Source organism: Chryseobacterium edaphi, from assembly GCF_025628985.1.
GTDB classification, from domain to species: domain Bacteria; phylum Bacteroidota; class Bacteroidia; order Flavobacteriales; family Weeksellaceae; genus Chryseobacterium; species Chryseobacterium edaphi.
In genome coordinates this window covers 1,296,496-1,314,718 of sequence record NZ_JAOTEM010000001.1, presented here as the reverse complement: position 1 = coordinate 1,314,718, position 18,223 = coordinate 1,296,496, and the positions used below count along the sequence as shown (strand labels likewise).

The following is an 18,223-nucleotide window of genomic DNA, read 5'->3' as shown; positions in this document are numbered from 1 at the left end:
AATTAATTTTTCAAATTGTGCTTGTGTTTTTTATGAAGAAGCTTTTTCCATTTACTGTTTGTAGGATAACTTCTGTTTTTTGTGATATTATTAAAAAATAAAGCTACCAAAAGTAAAATAACGCATCCCGACAAAACAGGAGACAACACATACCAATATCCCAATTCAGGAATTTTTCCGGTTGATGTTACTGCAATCAAAGCCGTCGCGCCACCGGGAGGATGAAGTGTTTTTGTGCATTGCATTAATACAATTGAAAGTGCAACCGCCAAAGGTGCGGAAAGCCATAAAATATCAGGAACAATCTGATAGATAGTGACTCCAACCAAGGCTGAAAGTACATGACCGCCAACGAGATTTCTAGGTTGAGCCAAAGGACTCTGAATAGCGCCGTAAATCAAAACACTTGATGCGCCGAATGATCCGATAAGAAATACATTTTCTTGTTCGAGTAAATAGTGGGACTGCAAAAAAGCAATGATTCCAATTCCGAAAAAAGCTCCGAGAAAAGACCAGAAATGTTCTTTATAGTCGACAAGCGTTTCTTTATAAATCACATATTTTGATACACGGTAAGTTCTTCGTAGCGTCTTCTTCACAGTTTGGTATTAAAATTTAAATATACAAAATATCCATTTGAAAACGGTTGTTGTTTTACCGCAAATGAGACAAAAGAAATAATTCACAAGCGATCAATCATTAAGTACTTTGTATTTCTTTGTTAAATGAAATGCCATTGTCTATCTTAAAAAGAGCATTTATTGTAAAAGCCTTGTTTTTCTTAGCGTTAAAAAAAACCGTAAGGATATAAGATAGTAAAAAAAAACCTGAAATAAAGATATACAAAGCCGTTCCACTTATTTTTGAATAAAAAGATTATAAGAGTGACTAATGATTTTAAAATTTTAACAGGAATTTTTTATATTCTCTTTGAAATCTGAAAAATAAAATATTTTATCTCTTTTGTGGATAAAAAAACTTTTCAGTTTAATTTTTTATTCTCAGAAAAAAGTTCCACTTTTGCGGCATCAATGGGGTGCTGCACGATTGCGGCTGAGATGATACCCAGGAATCTTCCACACCTGATCCGGATAATACCGGCGTAGGGAATTTGATTTTATCATCTCATCATTTAATTTTATAAAAGTTAATTTGATGCAGGAAATTTTACAACAGACAACTTGGCCTGAATGGTTGGGTGTCTTCTTTTCAATTTTTCAGGTTTTATTAGCCCGAAAAAACAACTCAAACAATTATCTGTTTGGAATTGCAGGAGTTTCACTCACGCTTTATGTAATGATTACTTCGAAACTTTACGCAGAGTTTACGCTGAATCTCTACTATTTAATCATGAGCATTTACGGATGGCTTTACTGGAAATTTGGCAAGCGAAAATCCGAAACTGCGATTTCCGAAACTACAAAGCAGGAAAAATTAATAACTGCGGGAATTGTCACTGGAACTTTCAGTCTTTTTTGGTTTTTTCTGACGCATTTTACCGATTCTGATGTTCCGATTTGGGATTCTTTGGTCAGCGCGTTTGCATGGGCAGGAATGTGGTTGATGGCGCGCAGAAAAATTGAAAACTGGATTTTATTGAATGTTAGCAATATCATTGCGATTCCGTTATTGATTCACAAAGATCTCTATTTGTATGCAGTTTTGACGGCTTTCTTGTTTATCGTCGCAATCTCAGGATATTTGGAGTGGAGGAAAATAATTAATAAAAAAGAGAATGCTTACGCCTGAAAAAATCAGAAAAGAAATGTTGGGAGCTTCTGAAGTTTCTGCGTTAATCATGAATCAAATTCATCATGAAAGATTGCTTCAGATTTGGGTTCCTAAAATCTATGGCGGATTGGGATTTCGCTTACGAGAAGGTTTGTCTGTTTTACATGATTGGTCAAAAATCGACGGAAGTTTAGGCTGGATGTTAACATTATGTTCGGGAGCAAATTTTTTCTCAAGAAATTTAAAACCAAATATTGCAAAAGAATTATTCTCAAACCAAAAAACCTGTTTCGGTGGAAGCGGAATGATTGGAGGAACAGCAGAAAAACAAGCTGACGGAACTTTCATGATCGACGGCCTTTGGCATTTTGCTACGGGAGCGCCACATTTAAGCCATTTTACGTTAAATGCAAAATTAACTGAAAATGGGATTCCTTTGATCGATGAATCCGGTTCTGAAATTATACGTTCTTTTGTTATTTCTAAAGATCATGTAGAAGTTATTCCCAATTGGAAATCGATGGGGATGAAAGCAACCGGAACGTATTCTTTTAAAGTTGATCATGTAAAAGTTTCGGAAGATTACAGTTTTATTTACGATGAATTTTTCACAGAAGATGTTTTAGACAAAATTCCATTCAGAATTTTTGCAGATTTAACTTTGCTGGTCAATTATCTTGGAATGGCGTCTCATTTTTCGGAGGAAGCGATTAAAATTCGACCACAACTTGATCTGAATTCATTTAATGAAAATATAGAACAGCAGATGGAGAAAGTGTTTCAATATGCTGATGAAATTGAAGATTTACTGAATGATTTTGAATTAGTAAATTCTGAAAAACAATCTGTGATTCACAGTTTTGCAACCAGTTTGGTAGAAAAATTATCGCATGAGATTTTGGAAATTTATTTTCAGTTGGGACTTCGGGCAACTCATACAGATTCTGAAGTTTATCACATTTTTTGTGATTATTTTACAGCGACGCAGCATTCTAACTTTAGGAGGGAGTTTGTTGGAACTTAGTCAATTTTGTGCATCTCATTCATTCACTAACTCGATCCAATAATTGACTAACTCATCTTTAGAAAAAAGCTTTGAAATTTCTTTTTTAACATTTATACTTTGTCCATTTGTATTATCTATTTCATTTTGAAAAGGTTTAGTTATTGAGTAGTACCATTGCTTTTCGATTAAAAGATCTTTTGGTGAAAATGTCTTGATGGGACCTACTATTTTATATGAATCAACCAAAATTGTATCAATCTGCATATTTTCATAGGGATTGCTAATTTCAATTGAATCATCGTGCAATATCTCTTTTGCAATTTCCTGATCTGTAAGATTACCGTAAACGGATGTCCAAAGATAAACAGGTTGATTTGAAAGATTTAAAAAACCGCCTTTTTCAATAATATTATCATTAACTTGAATCCTTGAATTCACTAAAACTTTATCACAATATGAATAAACTTTATGATTTCCACGCTCAAGAACTAAATTATATTCTTTCTTAGGTTTAATTATATATTGTTTATTATCAATTTTGACAATCATATCTTTTAAATATGGATTGTACATTACAATATCATTTTCATGAGATTTACTGATAAAGAAAAATGTAAGTAATAAAATTGCAGGAAGCAATGCTAAAAATATAAAAAATAAATTTTTACTTTTCATTTGAAAATTTAAATATTGTTTTAGAACTTGTAAACTTAAAATGTAAATGAATCCAAATATAATAAATAAATTCTACCAAGATTAAAATTTATATAGTTAAAACGGACAGCCGTTTTCAAACGACTACAAGCGAATTCAAATAATTTTCTACCGAATAAATTTTCAAACCTTATGAATCTTTGCAACAGAGATTTGAGAAAACAGTGAACGTCTCTTATCTGAATAATTAATTAAAAAAAATAAAAGTTATGTCACTAAGAAACAAAGTTACCTTGATTGGTCACACAGGAAAAGAAGTTGAAATGATGTCTTTCGACAACGGAACTCTCAGAGCGACTGTGTCGTTGGCAACAAATGACCATTACACCAATGCAAAAGGTGAAAAAGTCGAAGAAACACAATGGCACAGTCTCGTTGCGTTTGGAAAAACTGCCGAGATCTTTCAGAAGTATGTTCCGAAAGGAAAAGAAATTGCCATTGAAGGAAAAATTACATACAGATCGTATGACGATAAAGACGGCGTGAAAAGATATATTACAGAAATAAGAGTTGATGAACTTTTACTTTTAAGCGGAAAATAAATGTCGAATTCTAAAATCACAAATGATGAATATCAAAGTTTTAAAAGTGAGAATTGCAGATGAATTTCTGCTTCAGGATCAAAAGATGATTGATGATTTTCTAAACAATCACGAGATCATCAAAGTGGAAACCGCTTTTGTACATGATGAAAGTTTCTGGTCTGTTGTTTTGTATTTTAATGAATATAAAACTATAGTCAACAAAAATGTGGTGAAAGATTCAAAAACGGCAAAATATTCTGCAGAAGATGAAACGCTGAATCCCGATGAGATCGAAATTTTGGATGCTTTAAAACTTTGGCGTTCTGAAAAAGCCAGAGAGCAGAATCTTCCATCATATTTTATTGCCACTAACAAAGAGCTCATTTCTGTAGCAAAATATAAACCTGCAAAAATTGAAGAACTGCTTGACATCAAAGGATTCGGAAAGCATAAAATTGAAAACTATGGTGAGGAGATTCTTGAAATCCTGGAAAGTGTCTGAAAATTTCAAAACTTAAAACACAAATGATTAAATGAAAGGTCGGCGAGTAAAATCTCCGGCTTTTTATTCATTTAAAAGTCTTTTCAATTCCTTATTTTTGCAGGTAATTACTCATTACCTATTATTTATTACTCATAAGATATGAAGCCAAGCTTAGCAAAAGGAACGAGAGATTTTACATCACTGGAAGTTTCAAGAAGAAAATACATCATCAATATATTACAGAAGAATTTCGAATTATTTGGATTTCAACCTTTGGAAACTCCAAGTTTTGAAAATCTTTCTACTTTGACAGGGAAGTATGGTGAAGAAGGAGATCGTTTGATTTTTAAAATATTGAATTCAAGCATTAACGAAGCTAAAGATGATAAGAAAGTTCAGATGCAGAATGATTTTCAGAAAGCTTTAGATAAACCTTTCAGCTCAGAAAGTCTTACTGATAAAGCTCTTCGTTATGATTTAACAGTTCCTTTCGCAAGATTTGTAGCCATGAATCATGGAAAATTGACTTTCCCTTACAAACGTTACCAGATTCAGCCAGTTTGGAGAGCCGATCGTCCACAAAAAGGAAGATTCAGAGAATTTTATCAGTGTGATGCCGATGTTGTAGGAAGTGAAAGTCTTTGGCAGGAAGTTGATTTGGTACAATTGTATTTAAAATCTTTTGCTGAATTAAAAGTCTCCGTAACCATTCACATCAACAACCGAAAAATCCTTTCAGGTTTGGCAGAATATGCAGGAATTACGGATAAATTGATTGAGTTCACCGTTGCTTTAGACAAATTAGACAAAATCGGGAAGGATGGGGTAGTGAAAGAACTTTTAGAGAGAAATATTTCTCAGGATTCGATTGATAAACTGGATTTTTTATTCACTCAATCAAATGATGCCTTGGAAAACCTTCTTCAGCTAAAAGAAAAATTTGCAGGAAACGAAACCGGACTAAAAGGTGTTGAAGAATTGGAATTTGTTCTGACTCAGTCTGTGAATTTAGGCGTTGATATTCAGAATCTGGTTTTTGATATTACTTTGGCTCGTGGATTAGATTATTATACCGGAGCGATTTTCGAAGTGAAAGCTGATGAAGCACAAATGGGATCTATCGGCGGCGGCGGAAGATATGATAATCTGACTGAAGTTTTCGGAGTGAAAAATGTTCCGGGAATCGGGATTTCTTTCGGTTTAGACAGAATTTATCTCGTAATGGAAGAATTGAATCTTTTCCCTGAAGATCCTACTTCAAACGTAGAATATCTGTTTGCTAACTTTGGTGGTGAAGAAACCCTTGAAGCTTTGAAATTGATCATCCAATTAAGAGATAAAGGAATTTCTGCAGAATTGTATCCTGAAAGTTCAAAAATTAATAAGCAATTTAATTATGCAGAAAAGAAAGGAATTAAAAACCTGATTTTCTTAGGTGAAGAGGAAATTAAAAACGGAACAGTTACTTTTAAAAATCTTGAAGCTGGAGAGCAGAAAACGGTTTCTTTGGAAGAGTTTATGAAATTTTAGAATCATGAAAAAAATTATATTCTTCTCACTTTTTTTGTCTGTATTTATGCAGGCACAATATGAAGTAATGCCAGACATTCCAAAACAAGATCTAAGTAAAGAGAGTGATCGCGTTGTGCTTACAGAAATTACTTCTTTTCCGGAACATATTTTTAAATGGAATATCAAATCACTTACCATAAGTGAATCTGACCAATTGAAAAACATTCCTAAGGAAATTTCCAGATTTAAAAATCTTGAATTTTTTATGCTGACAGGAGGTCATAAAATTACTGATTTTCCGAAGGAGTTTGCGTCATTGAATCACTTGAAAAAGCTTGCACTGCATAATATGCTTACCACAAGAATATCTCCTGTGATTTTTAATCTGAAGGAATTGGAGGATTTGGAATATGCACAGTTCAGCTACTTTGAATTTCCCGAAGATATAGGAAGACTGAAAATGTTAAAAAAACTTGCAATGTCAAGAGGCTTAGATATCAGAAGCTTAAAAAATGTAGAGGGAAAATCAGGTAGAAATATTCCTTCGACTATCAAAAATCTGGAAAATTTGGAAACCTTGTCACTTAGCAGTAATTTGATGTCTGCATTGCCAGAAGAGGTTGGTTTTTTGAAAAATCTTAATGATGGTTGGTTTTCGAGTAATGTCTTGGAAACGTTACCAAATGGATTTTCTAAATTGCAGAAATTAAAGACATTGCATCTGGATAGTAATAGTTTTAAAGTTTTTCCCAATGCTTTATATAAAGTTGCAAGTTTGAAGCGACTCGATATTTATAAAAACCAAATCAATACAATCCCTGCCGGAATCGGTGGAATGACAGGTCTTACCGGTCTTTTTATTGATAAAAACCAGCTCACAAATGAATGCTTGAGTGAAATTTATAACCTGGAAAATCTTGAAGTTTTGGATATTCGTAACAATAAAATTACTTCTTTCCCCCCAGGTTTGGAAAAAATGAAAAAACTGAAAGTGATGTATATATCAGGGAATAATATTTCAGCTCAAGAAGTCTCGCATGCACAATTTCTTTTACCTACTGCGAAATTTATTACTCAGGAAATGCCATGAAAAATTATTTAGAAATCAACAAAAACTCCTGGAACGCTAGAGTAGAACCTCATCTTGAATCAGATTTCTACTTTGTTGATGAATTTCTTAAAGGAAGAACCTCTCTCAATTCTATCGAACTTGAGCTTTTAAGTGATATAAGAGGTAAAAGTATTTTGCATCTGCAATGTCATTTTGGTCAGGATTCTATTTCAATGTCTAGATTAGGAGCTAAAGTGGTGGGAATTGATTTGTCTGATAAAGCAATTCAGGCTGCGAAAGATTTAGCTGGGAAATGCGGAACAGATACTCAATTTGTTTGTTCAGATGTTTACGATCTACCCAATGTTTTAGACCAAAAATTTGATATTGTTTTTACAAGTTACGGAACAATTGGCTGGTTACCAGATTTAGATAAATGGGCAAATGTTGTCAGTCATTTTTTAAAACCTGATGGAGAATTTATCATGGCAGAATTTCATCCGGTAGTTTGGATGTACGATGATGATTTTAATGGAGTTGCTTACAATTATTTTAATGAAAAACCAATTATAGAAACTTCAGAAGGAACTTATGCAGATGCTTCTGCCGCAATTGTTCAGGATTATATTTCGTGGAATCATCCTTTATCTGATGTTCTGCAAAATTTAATCAATAAAAACTTAGAAATAGAAAGATTTCAGGAGTTTGATTGGTCTCCGTATCCTTGTTTTAAACAAGTTGAAGAATTCGAAAAAGGAAAATGGAGAATCAATAAATTCGAAAATAAAATACCACTGGTATACGCTATAAAAGCAAAAAGAAAGTCATCGTAATTGATGACTTTCTCTTGTATATGAATGTAAATAATATTAAAATATGTTATCTAAAATTAGATATTTGAAGCTGTATCTTCGACTTTAGATTTTGCTTCGTCAAATTTATTTTGAGCCTGCGAAGCTACATCATTTGCTTTAGATTTCAAATCGTTCCCCCATTTATTTAGGTTATCCTTTGCGCTGTTGATTTTGTCTTTTACTGCTTGTTGCTCTTCCGGAGTAGATTTTTTGTATTTCCAATATGCAAGAGCTCCAATTCCTAGTAATGCTAATAATCCATTTGTCTTATTTCCCATGATTTCTGATTTTAAAAGTTATATTAAATTGTTATATAACTTAGTATGTAAAATACGTGCCAAAAAATAAATGGGATTGATAAATAAATGTTAAAATTTAATTAAAGATTTCAAAATTTTCACCATCAAAACTTGCAAATACCATGGTAGGATAGGAATCCTGATGATGAATATTTCCGTCTTTATCGATAGCTATTGCACCCGCAAAACCGTCGATTGTTTTTAGCTCTGCAAAGGTTTTATCAAAAGCTTGTTTAAGATTCATTCCGTCTGTAACTCTTGTGACAATCTTAGTTGAGGTTGCATTGCTTACAATGTCTTCACCAACTCCGGTACAACTTACTGCACAGAATTCATTGGCATAATTTCCGGCAACGGTCGCAGAATCTGAAATTCTTCCAGGAATTTCAAAACCTTTTCCTCCTGTTGAAGTTGCAACAGCCAATTTTCCATTTTTGTCAATAGCAACACAGCCAACTGTTCCTTTCCCGCCAGTTTTTAATTTAGCTTCATATTCTTTTCTTCTTTGAGGAATTTCAGTTGAGAAATTTTCAAAACCATGTTCCGAGGCATAGTTTTTTGCGCCACTTCCGCCCAAAACTCTGTCATCTTCTTTCATTAAATCTTTAGCTACAAAAATCGGATTCTTCACATCCTGAATATTGATGACACCGCTCATTTTCTGAGTTTCTCCATCCATAATTGCAGCACTCATACGGATAATTCCGTCACTTTGAATTTGTGAACCTATTCCTGCGTTATACAACTCATCGTCTTCCAAAAGTGAAACTGCATAGGCAACTGTATCAAATGCTGAATGCAATTCTAAATATTCGTAAGCTTTTTTAGCAATTTCCTTTAAAGAATTCTGTTTGGCAATTTTCACATCATGGCTCTGATCGCCTTCAGAAAAAAAACCGCCGTGTATTATGATTTTCATAGAGTTAATTTGCTTTTAAATATATAAAAAAAGTGAAGAAATCTTCACTTTATACTTTATGTTTGAGGTATAGGATTAAACTGAGAATTTTCTATCGTGAGTTTTCTCGTCGTTAAATCGTAATGGTCATTCATAGACATTACGTGAACGGTCAGATTATCAATGGAAATTGGTTCGCCCAAATTAATATTAGTAAGATTCGTGTCTTTTATAAATCTTCCGTCAACAATAATCACCAATCCGGAACCTACCGCAGTCATCGTGTCATTATGAATGAAAAGTCCGGTGTCTTCACCCAGACCAATTCCTAGTGTTCTCGGATTATTAACAACAGCCTGAAAAAGTCGACCAATTCTGCCCCTTTGTACAAAATGTGTATCAACGATTACATTATCGATCAAGCCTAATCCTTGTGTAGTTTTTATTTCTCCCTTTAAAAGTGCTTCGGAGCTGCTTCCCTGATAAATCATATTTTCAGAAGCTGCAGCAGCACCCGCAGAAGTTCCGGAGTAGATGAAATCCTGCTCCTGATATTTAAGCAAAATGGTATCGTGAAATCTTGTTCCACCAAGAATAGATGTTAATCTCAGCTGATCTCCACCGGTAAACATGACAACATCTGCTGCGTTTGCTCTTGCAACGATGGCGTCAGAATTTGCTTCTTCACGATTGTGAATATCAAGAATGTTTACATTTTTTGCTCCTAAAAATTCAAAAGCTTTTTTGTATTCTGCGCCTACAATTTGAGGGATTTGTGATGCAGTTGTGATTACTTCAATGATTGAGTTTTCTTTGTTTTTTGACTCTGTAATGATCTTTCGTAGAATTCCTCTTTCAAAAAAGTTAAGATTTTTTTCAATGTTTTGATCGTAATCGGTTTCTGAAAAACTGCCTTTATTAACAGCTCCCCCGATAATAATTAATTTTCCAACAGGTTTCATAGCTGGCAAAGTTAGAAAATTATTAATTGTTAAGAAAATTTCAAAGGAGTTTTAATGCATTTGATTTGATTTTAAATTGATTACAAATTTTAAAGTTTTTTAATAAATCTTTAACGAGTCTGTGGTTTTTTTTAAGGTTTTACATTATCTTTGATTTTAAAAGAAAATTTTATTAATATAAATTTCGTCACTAAACTATGAAAATTGAGAAGATACAAGCTTTGAGGGGTCCTAATATTTGGAGTATTAGAAGAAAGAAGTTGATACAGATGCGTTTGGATCTTGAAGAGATGGAGAATTTTCCTACCAATAAAATTGAAGGCTTCCGTGAAAGAATAGAAAAACTAATTCCTTCACTGATCACTCACAGATGTTCCGAAGGTACTCATGGTGGTTTTTTTCACCGTGTAGAAACTGGAACCTGGATGGGACACGTTATAGAGCATATCGCTTTGGAAATTCAGACACTTGCAGGAATGGAATGTGGTTTTGGCAGAACGCGTGAAACAAAATCTCCGGGTATTTACAATGTCGTATTTGATTATATTGAAGAAAATACAGGAATCTACGCAGCCGAACAAGCTGTAGAAATAGCCCATGCTTTGATAAACGGCGATGAGTATGATATCAATGCCTGTATTCAAAGATTGAGAGAAATCAGAGAACGTGTACGTTTAGGTCCGTCAACAGGAAGTATTGTAGAAGAAGCGGTTTCAAGAAAAATTCCTTGGATCAGATTGGGAAGCAACTCTTTAGTGCAGTTAGGTTACGGTGTTAATCAACAAAGATTTCAGGCTACAATTACAGGAAATACAAGTTCTATTGCTGTAGATATTGCCTGTAATAAAGAACTCACGAAAAGAATGCTGCATGATGCTGCAATTCCGGTTCCTACTGGTGACTTGATTACAAATGAAGAGCAGCTTCAAAGCGTTATTGAAAAAATTGGATACCCCATCGTGATTAAACCACTAGACGGAAATCATGGAAAAGGTTCATCTATCAATGTTAACGATTGGGAAGTTGCCAAAATTGGTTTGGAACACGCTCAGAAATATTCAAACAAAGTAATTGTTGAAAAATACATTACAGGTTATGATTTCCGTGTTTTGGTGATTAATAATAAGATGGTTGCCGCTGCAAGAAGAGTTCCTGCACACGTTGTTGGTGATGGTGAAATGAATCTTCAGCAATTAATTGATAAAGAAAATGAGGATCCGAGAAGAGGTTACGGTCATGAAAATGTGCTTACCGAAATTAGTATTGATAAAGACACTACAGAATTGCTGGATAAGCTTCATTACACATTGTCATCAGTTCCTCAAAAAGGAGAAGTTGTTTATTTAAAATCGACGGCAAATTTGTCAACAGGTGGTACTTCGATTGATGTTACCGATATGGTGCACCCCGAAAACATCACAATGGCAGAAAGAATTTCAAAAATCATCGGTTTAGATGTTTGCGGAATTGATATTATGGCAGAAAACCTCACTCAGCCTTTAAAAGAAAGTGGTGGAGCGATCATTGAAGTGAATGCTGCTCCAGGTTTCAGAATGCACTTGGCTCCAAGTGAAGGTCTTCCGAGAAACGTTGCTGCACCGGTTGTAGATATGTTGTATCCTCAAGGAAAACAGTTTACCATTCCAATCATTGCAGTAACGGGAACTAACGGTAAAACAACAACAACGAGACTGATTTCTCACATCGTTAAAAATAACGGATACAGAGTTGGTTTTACTACTTCAGACGGTATTTACATACAAAATACAATGCTGACAAAAGGTGACACTACAGGTCCTATTTCTGCTGAATTTATACTAAAAGATCCTACCGTAGAATTTGCAGTTCTGGAAACTGCGAGAGGCGGAATCCTTCGTTCCGGTTTGGGATTTTCTCAATGTGATATTGGAGTTTTAACCAATATTAAAGAAGATCATTTAGGTTTAAATGATATTCACAGCCTGAAAGATTTGACGAAAGTTAAAAGAGTAGTGCTCGACAGCGTAAAGAAAAACGGATGGAGTGTTTTGAATGCACAGGATGAGTATTCAATGAGAATCATCAATGATTTGCCAAGTAACGTTGCAATCTTCAGTTTAGATGAAAATAACGAACACATCAAGAAATTCGCAAAAGAAGGACGTATCACATGTGTTTATGAAGAAGGTTACGTGACGATCAAAAAGGGCGACTGGAAAATCAGAATCGGAAAAGCCAAAGACTTCCCGATAACAATGGAAGGAAAGGCAAAATTCATGATAGATAATGTTTTGGCGGCAAGTTTGGCGTGTTATCTTCAAGGTTTTGGAATCGAAGATATTTCAAATTCTCTGAGAACATTTATTCCAAGTGCTCAACTTACGCCAGGAAGACTGAATATCTTTAAATTTAAAAACTTTAAGGTTTTAATAGATTTTGCCCACAATCCTGCAGGATACGAAGCGATTGAAGATTATCTTAAAAATGTAGAATCTACAAAGAAAATCGGTATTATTTCAGGAGTTGGAGACCGTAGAGATGAAGATATCAGATTATGCGGAAAGATCGCAGGAAGAATGTTTGATCATATCATTATTCGTAACGAAAAGCATCTTCGTGGAAGAACTGAAGAAGAAATCAACGGATTAATTATCGACGGAATGCAGGCTTCAGGCAGAAATGTGAGCTACGAAACGATTCCTAAAGAAATAGAAGCTCTAAAACACGCAATGGGAATGGCAGAAGAAGGTACATTTATTACTGCTTTAAGTGATGTCATTTCTAATGCAATTGATCTGGTACAGGAATATCAAGCAAGAGAATTGCTTGAGGATGATAGAACTTAATTAAAATTCAATATCATAGAAAAAGAAAAACCTCAGAAAATATTTCTGAGGTTTTTTTACTTATAAATTTTCCCAAATAGATTTTATCTTCTGCATTTTTAATAAATATAAATAAAGAGGAATCAATTCTAATCTTATAGTGAAATTGATATTCGGAACTGTAAACGGAATAACAACCATCATGATTATACAAACTGCAATACCAATAATTGCATCGACTATTGCGGCTCGTGCCGCCCATTTTTGTTCAAACCAAAGTCCATAAGCTACAATTGTATTAAATTATTCTTCTGCAAAAAAAGCATTGGAACTTCCAATCCAGATGGCATCTTTCTTATTAAAATCTACATTTACCATCGCAGCCTTGGTCATTCTACCTAGATTTTCCAGAAGAATAGGACGCTCATCATTTTCTCTCCAAATATAAAGTAAACGGATTTCAGCTTTTGAAAATTCACCGTTAATATCTTCAAAAATGGGTTCATAAATTACTTTTCTTTGCAAAATATAGTTTTCTTTATCTTCAATGGTATCTGTAATTTCTATCGTCGGATTTAAATTCACTCCGCTTCCTGCAAAAGAAAATAAAGGTTTCAATACGAAATTTTCAAGATTTTCACTTTCCGGAAATTCATGTAAAAAATAACTTTTAGGAACGAATTGATGCTTCAGCATCGGTAAAAGGAATTTTGAAATTTTAAAAAACCAATTTGGATGGGTGATCCATTTTACGTCGGCATCTTCTCGGAAATCAAATTCAAACTCAAGATCAGGAATTCTATCTAATTCATCAAAAATGACACGGTTGTAAATCCTGTTGATCTGAATTTTTTTACCATCATTTTCGTAAAATAATTTTTTTTCTTCTTTTTTTACTTTCGTAAGACAGACTGTTTTTATTCCTAATAATTTTTCAGTTAAAGCAAAATCAATTGCAGTTTTTTGTTTTTCAGGGAAAATTTCAAGTAAGATAACATTTTCAGGATTTTCTTCACCAACAATGAGTTCTTTCAAATAATTTTGAAATTCTTCATGAGGCATCTTGCTTTTAATTTCATTTAAAAAAGGATAAACTTCGGAGAATGTTTCCTCAAAAACTTTCTGAAAAGCGTACAATGAAGGGAAAGCTTGCAATTCAATTAATTGGGGTTCTATAGCGCCATCTTCACCTCTGCAGATTCCAAAATCAATCGTGAAAAAATGTGGTTGTTTTGTATCATTAGGAACTTTACAATTTTCCGGAATGGCTTTTTCTAAAGTGCCTTCAGGTAAAGCTTTAATTTGATCAATAATGCTTTCACTTGCATCAATCAGTTTGTCTTTAAATTCATTGGTAAGAAACATAGGACTTTCGGAAAGCCTGAAAGAAGCTGATAATCCGCTTTTTTCTTTTAAAATTTCTTTAAAACGTTCATATTTTTCCTGACTAAACTCCTGATTAAACTGCTTTCTGTATTTTGGAATCATGTTTTTTTCTTTTGTGATTTAAAAAATCGAGCAGTTGTGCTCGATTTTTATTGATAGTTTTTATTTTAATAAGATTTAGGCCATCGCTTCAATCTCTTTCAAAATGTTTTTTTTTGCTAGTCTCAAAAATCTTGGAAGAATTTGTGCCTGAGTAAGAACAATTTTATCTTCATCATCCATTCTGTCAATCGTTTCAAGATATTTTTCCATTCCGAAATTTTCGATCATGGCAGTTTTGTTCTTTTCATCTTTCAGATTTTCGATCATACCTTCAGGATTTGCTTCAGGGTGAAACTGAGTTCCGAAAATCTCATCTGAAAAACGAATCGCCATCACTGCTCTTTCGAAATTCACATGCGGACGAAATTTCTCAATTGCTACGATTTTCATTCCTAATTCTTCAAAACGATCAACATTAGGTTCGATAAACTGATAAGCTCTTGAATCTACTGCATAAAATGGTTCCGGAAGATTTTTAAATAAAAATTCCTGATCACCATCTTCAGTTTTATGCACAGGCATTACACCAAAAGAATAAGAATTTCTTTTACAGACATTTCCTAATTCCCAATGAATGCTTGCTAACTGAAACGAATGGCAAATTAAAAATAAATATTTTTTCGCCTCACTTTCCTTATTATGCTGATAAACTGAATCTAAAAAATTCGCAAATTTTTCTTCCCATTCAAACCCTTCACGATGCGGATTTCCCGGACCTCCGGATGAAATGAAGATGTCAAAATCTTCTATATTCGGAATTTCATTTTTAAATCTTACATCAAAAACCTCGATACTGATATTCTCTTCAGACTGCTGCTTGAAAGCCTCAGAAATCTCTTTAATATTTTTGAATCCCTGATTTACATGATTATTATTCATGTCAAGCAATGCAATTCTTACATCTCTCATAACTTCATATTTTATGCAAAGTTATTAAAAATATTATGAAGTTGGCTGGCTGTGTGTAATACCATATTCTGTCTCAGAGATCATGTAATCAACGACTTTCTTCAGATCTCCGGTCTCTTTGTACACCGCAAGTTGTCTGTCTGCACCGGTTCCGTTTTCTAGAATTTTCCAAGCATATTCGACTTCTTTTCTGCATCCTAGCTCGTCTACAACATCATCGATAAACTCTAGCAATTCTTTCAATAAATCAGGATAAGGTACAGATTCTTCCTTACCAAAATCAATTAATTGAGAGTGAATTCCGTCTCTAGAAGCGCGCCATTTATTTTCATTAAGCAATAATCTTCTGTAGCTTCTGAAACTTAAATTTTGCTGATGCAATTTGTAAATTTTAGCTACTAAACTCTGCATAATTGCCGCCAGACAAACCGTTTCTTCGATTCTTAATGGCATATCGCAAATTCTGAATTCAATAGTAGGGTAGAATGGGTGAACACGTAAATCCCACCATATTTTTTTAGCATTATCGATTGTTCCGGTCTTCACCAAAAGATCAACGTAGCTGTCAAATTCTGCTAAAGAATTAAAATAACTAGGAATTCCCGTTCTTGGAAACTTTACAAAAATTTCCTGTCTGTAAGATCTGAATCCTGTGTTTCTACCAATCCAAAACGGTGAATTTACTGAGAGTGCATAAACGTGCGGCAGAAAATAGCGCATCACATTCTGAATTCTCACCCCTTCTTCACGATTCGGAATTCCGATGTGAACATGAAGACCAAAAATTAGATTTCCACGGGCAACGTCGCCCATATCATCTACAATTTTGTTGTAACGCTCACCGTTGGTAATCGTATTGTGTTCCCAATTTGAGAAAGGGTGTGTTCCGCCTCCTGAAACGCGAAGTCCCTGTTCGTGAGCTGTATTGATAAGGTGTCTTCTCAGATTTGTCAGTTCAGCCTGTGCTTCCTGAATGTTTTGGCAGATTCCTGTTTCCATTTCAATCATTGATTCGTGCATTTCGTGCTTTAAGTTTTCACTCAAAACAGCTTTTCCGCCTTCAATGATTTTTGAAACATGAGAAACCAAATCTCTGCTTTCTAAATCGATGATTTGATATTCCTCTTCAATCCCAATAGTAAACTGATGCATTTTTAATTTGTGTTTTGTATGGTTTTATTTTACTGAATCTTTCACGAAAGTTCCCCAAGAGATATTTTGTTTTCCCGGAACGTATTCTTTAGCTTTTTCGATCGCCAATTTTGCAGAATGCTCAACAATCCAAGCGAAGTTTTCTTCACCTACAGAGTTTCTGTCTGCATCCGGCGCAGGATTACAGAAGTCAATTGCATAAGGAATTCCGTCTCTCACGGCAAATTCTACGGTGTTGAAATCATATCCTAAAGCTTCATTCATTTTAATCGTATAGTCATGAATCACTTTTAACAATTTTTCTAAATCTTTCCCTTCAGTCTGATGCGTCGTTGCATATCTCAAATGGTGCGGATTTCTTGGTTCGTAAGGCATGATATGAACATATTTTTTACCTAAACAATATACTCTGTAATAATCCTGGAATACAATTTCTTCCTGTACCATCATTACCAACTGCTCTGTTTCAGACAATTTATCCCAAAGATCTTCCGGACTTTCAACTCTGTAAACGCTTTTCCAGCCACCACCATCATGAGGTTTCATATAAGCAGGAAAACCAACGTAATTGAAAATATAATCCCAATCGTGAGGAAATTTCAGGTTTCTGAATGATGTTTCCGAAGTATCGGTAGGTCTCTCGTATGAAGGCAGCAAAACTGTATTAGGTAATGGAATTCCGAGTTTAGACATTAATGCATTATTGAAAAACTTTTCATCTGCGCTCCACCAGAATGGGTTGTTGATGACATACGTTCCGTTCAATGCTGCGTTTTTAAGATAAGCTCTGTAAAAAGGTACGTCCTGAGAAATTCTGTCAATAATTACGGCATAACCGTAATCTGAACCTTGCTCTAATTTATCGATTGTTACCGCTTCTGCAACAATTTCTCCTTTTCCAAGTTCGTTTACTTTATCAATAAATGCCCACGGAAACGTGTCTTCCATACCAAATAAAATTCCTACTTTTTTTGCCATAATTTGTTTTTTAATGTTTTAATATTTTAAATAGTTTTAATTTTAAGAAAAGAATGTTCCGATAAAAGTTGGGAATGCCATTCTCCAAAGAGGCCAGTCGTGGTTGATCCATCTTTTTTCATCATACCAGAAATCGATTCCTTTTGCGCGGAGAATTTCTGCCATTTCTATGTTTTTATCCTTACAAATATCTTCGTCTGAAGTGCTGAGAACAATATGCATATGTTTGTATTTCCAGGCTTCATCGTTTTTTACAAATTCTCTCGGACAGTTGTAATAAACCAGCTCGTCAGAAATTCCATCCATGAAATTTCTAATGCTGAAAGCCCCTGAAAGTGAAAACAAATGAGAAACTACGTCCGGAAATCTAAATGCAAAATTTGATGCATGATAACCTCCGAAGCTTGCTCCTGCAACCGCTACACGATGAGTACCGTGAAGTTTTTGGATGTATGGTACAAATTCCTGAATCAGAAACTGTACATATTTTTCGTAATTTCTAATTCGTTGTTGTGGTGAAATTTTATCATCATAAAAAGTCCACGCATCAATCGTCTGAATGTTGTATAATTTTACTTTTCCCTGTTCAACAAACCAATCGATACTGCTGTTGAGATGAAAATCATGGTTTTGAGTATATTGTCCCTGTGAAGTCGGAAACATGATGATCGGATATCCGAAATGTCCCGTAACTTCAACTTTAAGGCTAATTCCTAATATATGTGAGTAATAGTCTGTGTGTTCTATATGTTGCATGTACTATAGATTTTTAGTTTTTAAATTTTAAAATCGAATCTAAATTAATAACTGCCAAACTCCAAATTAATTCATTTCAAATTAATAAGTCTTTGGATTTC

18 protein-coding genes are annotated in these 18,223 nt (G+C 34.1%); 8 read left to right on the top strand and 10 right to left on the bottom strand.

Features of this window, described 5'->3' with window-relative positions; translation table 11 throughout:
- Positions 1 to 2: 2 nt before the first annotated feature.
- Entirely contained in the window at positions 3 to 599 is a 597-nt protein-coding gene (locus NZ698_RS06230) for an HPP family protein (protein WP_263002215.1), read from the bottom strand.
- Between the two features lie 553 nt (positions 600 to 1,152).
- Between NZ698_RS06230 and pnuC the strand changes: the two genes are divergently transcribed.
- Entirely contained in the window at positions 1,153 to 1,749 is a 597-nt protein-coding gene (gene pnuC, locus NZ698_RS06225) for a nicotinamide riboside transporter PnuC (protein ID WP_263002214.1), read from the top strand.
- Positions 1,736 to 2,755 (top strand): acyl-CoA dehydrogenase family protein, encoded by a 1,020-nt coding sequence (locus NZ698_RS06220; protein WP_263002213.1) that lies wholly within the window; start codon positions 1,736 to 1,738, stop codon positions 2,753 to 2,755. The genes pnuC and NZ698_RS06220 overlap by 14 nt, the downstream gene beginning before the upstream one ends.
- Before the next feature lie 15 nt (positions 2,756 to 2,770).
- Here NZ698_RS06220 and NZ698_RS06215 read toward each other — a convergent pair whose 3' ends face one another.
- Positions 2,771 to 3,412: a hypothetical protein gene (locus NZ698_RS06215; protein ID WP_263002212.1), complete on the bottom strand. Its 642-nt coding sequence runs from the start codon at positions 3,410 to 3,412 to the stop codon at positions 2,771 to 2,773.
- A gap of 248 nt (positions 3,413 to 3,660) precedes the next feature.
- Between NZ698_RS06215 and NZ698_RS06210 the strand changes: the two genes are divergently transcribed.
- The 5 genes from NZ698_RS06210 (at position 3,661) to NZ698_RS06190 (ending at position 7,855) form a co-directional block, all read left to right on the top strand.
- Entirely contained in the window at positions 3,661 to 3,993 is a 333-nt protein-coding gene (locus NZ698_RS06210) for a single-stranded DNA-binding protein (protein WP_263002211.1), read from the top strand.
- A 22-nt stretch (positions 3,994 to 4,015) separates the two neighbouring features.
- On the top strand, positions 4,016 to 4,477 hold the full coding sequence (locus NZ698_RS06205; protein WP_263002210.1) for an HRDC domain-containing protein: 462 nt from the start codon (positions 4,016 to 4,018) through the stop codon (positions 4,475 to 4,477).
- Between the two features lie 141 nt (positions 4,478 to 4,618).
- Positions 4,619 to 5,989: a histidine--tRNA ligase gene (hisS, locus tag NZ698_RS06200; RefSeq protein WP_263002209.1), complete on the top strand. Its 1,371-nt coding sequence runs from the start codon at positions 4,619 to 4,621 to the stop codon at positions 5,987 to 5,989.
- A 4-nt stretch (positions 5,990 to 5,993) separates the two neighbouring features.
- Entirely contained in the window at positions 5,994 to 7,061 is a 1,068-nt protein-coding gene (locus NZ698_RS06195) for a leucine-rich repeat domain-containing protein (RefSeq protein WP_263002208.1), read from the top strand.
- On the top strand, positions 7,058 to 7,855 hold the full coding sequence (locus NZ698_RS06190; protein WP_263002207.1) for a class I SAM-dependent methyltransferase: 798 nt from the start codon (positions 7,058 to 7,060) through the stop codon (positions 7,853 to 7,855). The genes NZ698_RS06195 and NZ698_RS06190 overlap by 4 nt, the downstream gene beginning before the upstream one ends.
- Positions 7,856 to 7,911: 56 nt before the next feature.
- Here the strand turns inward: NZ698_RS06190 and NZ698_RS06185 are convergent, their stop codons facing one another.
- The 3 genes from NZ698_RS06185 to NZ698_RS06175 all read right to left on the bottom strand — a co-directional run bounded on the left by NZ698_RS06185 (position 7,912) and on the right by NZ698_RS06175 (position 10,035).
- Positions 7,912 to 8,154 carry a YtxH domain-containing protein gene (locus NZ698_RS06185; RefSeq protein WP_263002206.1) on the bottom strand — a complete coding sequence of 81 codons (243 nt, stop codon included), beginning with the start codon at positions 8,152 to 8,154 and terminating at the stop codon, positions 7,912 to 7,914.
- Between the two features lie 97 nt (positions 8,155 to 8,251).
- On the bottom strand, positions 8,252 to 9,094 hold the full coding sequence (locus NZ698_RS06180) for an isoaspartyl peptidase/L-asparaginase (protein WP_263002205.1): 843 nt from the start codon (positions 9,092 to 9,094) through the stop codon (positions 8,252 to 8,254).
- A 56-nt stretch (positions 9,095 to 9,150) separates the two neighbouring features.
- The gene (locus NZ698_RS06175; RefSeq protein WP_263002204.1) at positions 9,151 to 10,035 is read right to left on the bottom strand and encodes a cyanophycinase; all 885 of its coding nucleotides are present in this window, start codon (positions 10,033 to 10,035) and stop codon (positions 9,151 to 9,153) included.
- 197 nt (positions 10,036 to 10,232) lie between these two features.
- On the opposite strand from NZ698_RS06175, the gene cphA reads away from it, so the two are divergent.
- The gene (cphA, locus tag NZ698_RS06170) at positions 10,233 to 12,860 is read left to right on the top strand and encodes a cyanophycin synthetase (protein ID WP_263002203.1); all 2,628 of its coding nucleotides are present in this window, start codon (positions 10,233 to 10,235) and stop codon (positions 12,858 to 12,860) included.
- 282 nt (positions 12,861 to 13,142) lie between these two features.
- On the opposite strand, the gene NZ698_RS06165 is transcribed toward cphA, so the two are convergent.
- The 5 genes from NZ698_RS06165 to NZ698_RS06145 form a co-directional block, all read right to left on the bottom strand.
- Positions 13,143 to 14,327 (bottom strand): hypothetical protein, encoded by a 1,185-nt coding sequence (locus NZ698_RS06165; protein WP_263002202.1) that lies wholly within the window; start codon positions 14,325 to 14,327, stop codon positions 13,143 to 13,145.
- 75 nt (positions 14,328 to 14,402) lie between these two features.
- On the bottom strand, positions 14,403 to 15,236 hold the full coding sequence (locus NZ698_RS06160; RefSeq protein WP_263002201.1) for a type 1 glutamine amidotransferase: 834 nt from the start codon (positions 15,234 to 15,236) through the stop codon (positions 14,403 to 14,405).
- 33 nt (positions 15,237 to 15,269) lie between these two features.
- On the bottom strand, positions 15,270 to 16,388 hold the full coding sequence (locus tag NZ698_RS06155; protein WP_263002200.1) for a carboxylate-amine ligase: 1,119 nt from the start codon (positions 16,386 to 16,388) through the stop codon (positions 15,270 to 15,272).
- Positions 16,389 to 16,412: 24 nt separating this feature from the next.
- Positions 16,413 to 17,366: an ATP-grasp domain-containing protein gene (locus NZ698_RS06150; RefSeq protein WP_263002199.1), complete on the bottom strand. Its 954-nt coding sequence runs from the start codon at positions 17,364 to 17,366 to the stop codon at positions 16,413 to 16,415.
- Between the two features lie 42 nt (positions 17,367 to 17,408).
- Positions 17,409 to 18,122 (bottom strand): alpha/beta hydrolase-fold protein, encoded by a 714-nt coding sequence (locus tag NZ698_RS06145; protein ID WP_263002198.1) that lies wholly within the window; start codon positions 18,120 to 18,122, stop codon positions 17,409 to 17,411.
- Positions 18,123 to 18,223: the final 101 nt, after the last annotated feature.